Source organism: Streptomyces sp. P5F9 (assembly GCF_057961495.1).
Map to the genome: position 1 here is coordinate 1 of NZ_JBXVPZ010000635.1, position 4,445 is coordinate 4,445.

The following is a 4,445-nucleotide window of genomic DNA, read 5'->3' on the forward strand; positions in this document are numbered from 1 at the left end:
GCCCGTCGAGCGTCGGCACCCCCAGCGCGGCCGTGAAGTTCCCGTCGCTCCCACCGCCGACCGCCCGGCCTTCGAGTCCGGGCAGCAACCGCCGCGCCACCGCGAACAGTTCGGCCGCGGCCGACTCGGGCATCGGCGGCCGGCCGACACTTCCCGCCACGGTGATCACGGCCTCGTCGAGATGAGGGGCGAGGGCGGCGAACGCGGACTCGATCCGTTCCTTCTCGTCGGGCGACTCGACCCGCACATCCACGACGACGGTCGCCTGCGCGGGGACGACGTTGTCCAGCGTCCCCGCGGACGCGACGGTCGGCGTGACCGTCGTGCCCACCTCCGGCCGCGCCAACGCCGCGATGTCCAGCACCTGATACGCCGCCTCGACCAGCGCGTTGACCCCGGCGGCGGGCTCCAGCCCCGCGTGCGAGGCACGGCCCGCGACGGAGACCTCGAACGTGCCGCATCCCTTACGGCCGGTCTTGACGCCTCCGCCGTCGGCGGCCCCCTCGACCACGAGCACGGCACCGCAGGCGAGGGCACGTTCCTCGATGAGCGCCCGGGAGGAGCGGGAACCGACCTCTTCGTCGGCGGTCACCAGGATCTCGACCCCGGACTGGTCGTCCAGCGCCGCCAGCCCATGGATCGCCTGCACCAGACCGCCCAGCATGTCGAAGACGCCGGGTCCGGTCGCCCGCCCGTCCTCGACCAGGAAGGGGCGGCGCGCGAGGGTGCCGAGCGGGAACACCGTGTCGTGGTGACCGAGGACCAGTACGCGGGGAGTGCCACCGCCGGACCAGTGGACGTGCGGCCCGCCCTCACTCCCGACGAGCACCGCCCGCCCTCCGAGCCGCGCCTCGATGACAGCGGCGACGGTCTCGGCCGATGTCCGCAGGGCGTCCAGGTCGCGGGAGGGGGACTCGACTTCGACGAGGGTCCGGAGGTCGTCGAGCATCGCTTCGACGCTCACGGCGATGGTCTTGTGCGTGGTCACGGGGGAAGGCTACGCGGGGAGTTCGGGGGAGGCGCGACCGGTCGGCGGTGCTGACCAGCCCCTGACGCTTTCCTGCCGCTCAGCGCCTGCCGTGCCCGTACCCGTACCCCGCCCCGACCGACGAAAGGCCGGTCCGACGGCGAACGCGTCGAACCGGCCCAACGGCGGTGCTGATTCCCGGAGTTGATCAGTCGGTGCCGGACTCCATCGCGGCGCGGTCCAGGAGCGCGTCGTCCTCGGAGACCTCGCCGCGGGAGGCGATGGCCTCGGCGCCGCCCTCGGGCATGCTGCCGATGAGGCCGGTCGCGGCGGCCTGGGCGGCGCCGATCGCGGTGTTGCCGGTGCCGATCAGGCCGAGGACGGCGTACTGCTCCAGCTTGGCGCGGGAGTCGGCGATGTCGAGGTTGCGCATGGTGAGCTGGCCGATGCGGTCGACCGGGCCGAAGGCCGAGTCCTCGGTGCGCTCCATGGACAGCTTGTCCGGGTGGTAGCTGAACGCCGGGCCCGAGGTGTCGAGCAGCGAGTAGTCCTCGCCGCGCCGCAGCCGCAGGGTGACCTCACCGGTGATCGCCGAGCCGACCCAGCGCTGCAGGGACTCCCGGACCATCAGGGCCTGCGGGTCCAGCCAGCGGCCCTCGTACATCAGACGGCCCAGGCGCCGGCCCTCGTTGTGGTACTGGGCGACGGTGTCCTCGTTGTGGATCGCGTTCACCAGGCGCTCGTAGGCCGCGTGGAGCAGGGCCATGCCCGGGGCCTCGTAGATGCCGCGGCTCTTCGCCTCGATGATCCGGTTCTCGATCTGGTCGGACATGCCCAGGCCGTGCCGGCCACCGATCGCGTTGGCCTCCATCACGAGGTCGACGGGGGAGGAGAACTCCTTGCCGTTGATCGTCACCGGGCGGCCCTGGTCGAAGCCGATCGTCACGTCCTCGGTGACGATCTCGACCGAGGGGTCCCAGAAGCGGACGCCCATGATCGGCTCCACGGTCTCCACGCCTGTGTCCAGGTGCTCCAGGGTCTTGGCCTCGTGGGTGGCACCCCAGATGTTGGCGTCGGTGGAGTACGCCTTCTCCGTGCTGTCCCGGTACGGCAGCTCGTGCGCGAGAAGCCACTCCGACATCTCCTTGCGGCCGCCGAGCTCCGTCACGAAGTCCGCGTCCAGCCAGGGCTTGTAGATCCGCAGATGCGGGTTGGCAAGCAGGCCGTAGCGGTAGAACCGCTCGATGTCGTTGCCCTTGAAGGTCGAGCCGTCGCCCCAGATCTGGACGTCGTCCTCAAGCATCGCCCGCACCAGCAGCGTGCCCGTGACGGCACGGCCCAGCGGGGTGGTGTTGAAATAGGCGCGCCCGCCGGAGCGGATGTGGAACGCCCCGCAGGTCAGCGCGGCCAGGCCCTCCTCGACCAGCGCCGCACGGCAGTCGACCAGACGCGCGATCTCGGCGCCGTAGGCCTGCGCGCGGCCGGGCACCGAGGCGATGTCGGGCTCGTCGTACTGGCCGATGTCGGCGGTGTAGGTGCAGGGGACGGCACCCTTGTCGCGCATCCAGGCGACCGCGACGGAGGTGTCGAGTCCGCCCGAGAAGGCGATGCCGACGCGCTCGCCGGTGGGGAGGGAGGTGAGGACCTTAGACATAGGAAGATTATGCACCCTCGCGCATGGTCATGCAAAGTCCCCTTACTGAACCCCTTTCCGATACGCCGCTGCCGGGCACCCGTGACGCAGGAGGGCACCCGGCAGCGGCGGCGGTGGGACCGCGCTCAACACCCCGCCTTGTAGAAGTACTTGCTGATCGCGGGCTCGTTCATGTTCGCCTTGGTGATGGCGACCATGTTGGTGCCGATCGACTTCTGGACCGTCTTGCCCTCGAAGGCCGCGGCGAGCTGGTCGACGGCCTCCTTGCCGATCGCCGCCGGATCCTGCGCGACCAGGACCTGCAGGGTGCCCGCCTTCAGCGAGGCGATCTCGTCCGGCTCGGCGTCGAACGCGGCGACCTGCACCTTGCCCTCTTTGCCGGCCTGCTTGAGCCCGGTGGCTATGCCCTGGCCGGTGTTCGTGTTGCCCGCGAAGACACCGCCCAGATCGGGGTGGGCCGCCAGCGTCGACTGGATCTGGGACGCCGCGGTGGCCGGCAGGTCGTTGTCGTAGAGGGTGGGCAGCATCTTGATGTCCGGGTACTTCTTCATCTCCTCCGTGAAGCCCTTGATGCGGGCGTCGGTGGTGGAGACGCCGGGCTTGACGCTGATGACGATGGCCGAGCCCTTCTCGTTCATCAGCTTGGCGAGCGCGTCGGCCGCCACCCGGCCGCCCTTCTCGTTGTCGGACGAGATCCGCGTGATGCCGACCGAGTCGTCGGTGACCGTGGTGTCCACCAGCGCGACCTTCGTGCCGGCCGACTGGATCTGCTTCAGCGACGGGGTGAGCGCGCTCGTGTCGACCGGCGAGATCAGCAGCCCGTCCGGCCGCGACGCCGCCACCGAGTCGAGCAGGGGCCGCTGCACGGAGACGTCCCACTGCGCGGAACCGTCCGCGGAGAAGTCCATGCCCTTGGCCTTGGCCTCGGTCTGCGCCGCGCAGGTCATGGTGATGTAGAAGGGGTCGCTCTTCACGCCGGTGATCAGCCGGACCTTCTTGCCGGAGGCCCCTCCTTTCGACCCCGAACTGCCGCTGTCGCTCGACGAACCGCAGGCGGCGGCGCCGGTCAGGACCAGCACGGTGCCCGCGGCGACCAGTACTTTGCGTGAGATGCGGATGCTCGACATAAGGGTGTCCTCCTGGGTCATACGAGGGTCGGGGCGAAGGCTGGGGCGGGGGTCGGGGTCATGCGCGTTCCCGGGTCTTCCTGCGCATCTGGTCGATGTAGACGGCGGCGACCAGGACGACACCGACGGCGACGTCCTGCCAGTACTGCTGAACGCCGATGACGATCAGCCCGGTGGTCAGCACCGCCGGGATGAACACGCCGATCACGGTGCCCAGCACCGAACCCCGCCCGCCGAACAGGCTGGTGCCGCCCAGGACCACCGCGGTGATCACCTTCAGGTTGTCGGTGGAGTGCCCGGCGATCGACGTCGTGCCGTACGACGCCAGCCACATCACCGCGCCAAGACCGGCAAGGAGGCCCATCAGGCCGTAGACCTTGATCAGATGGCGGCCCACCGGGATGCCCGCGCGGCGGACGGCGGTCGGGTTGGAGCCGATCGCCAGGGTGTGGCTGCCGAACTTCGTGGCGCCGAGCACCGCGCCGAACAGGGCCGTGACCACCGCGGCGAGGATCACCATCCAGGGGATGCCGAGCAACTTGCCGAATCCCAGGCTGTTCTGGAGGTGCGCGGCGGACGCGCCGGACGGGTCCTGGCCGCCGGTGGCGAGTTCGGCGATGCCGAGCGCCGCGCCCAGGCCGCCCAGGGTCACGATCAGCGGCGGCACCTTCCCGGTCGCCACCACCGCCCCCTGCAG

The 4,445-nt window shown here is 70.5% G+C and carries 4 protein-coding genes; all 4 read right to left on the minus strand.

What is annotated here, in order from left to right:
* A partial coding sequence (locus AC31A1_RS47380) for a M20/M25/M40 family metallo-hydrolase (RefSeq protein ID WP_489659263.1) occupies positions 1-949 on the minus strand: 949 nt, incomplete at its 3' end.
* A 226-nt stretch (positions 950-1,175) separates the two neighbouring features.
* The gene (gene argG, locus AC31A1_RS47385; protein ID WP_327399102.1) at positions 1,176-2,621 is read right to left on the minus strand and encodes an argininosuccinate synthase; all 1,446 of its coding nucleotides are present in this window, start codon (positions 2,619-2,621) and stop codon (positions 1,176-1,178) included.
* A 125-nt stretch (positions 2,622-2,746) separates the two neighbouring features.
* Positions 2,747-3,748: an ABC transporter substrate-binding protein gene (locus AC31A1_RS47390; protein ID WP_489659261.1), complete on the minus strand. Its 1,002-nt coding sequence runs from the start codon at positions 3,746-3,748 to the stop codon at positions 2,747-2,749.
* Positions 3,749-3,806: 58 nt separating this feature from the next.
* Positions 3,807-4,445 (minus strand): ABC transporter permease (locus tag AC31A1_RS47395; protein WP_489659262.1); only part of this gene is annotated, 639 nt, incomplete at its 5' end.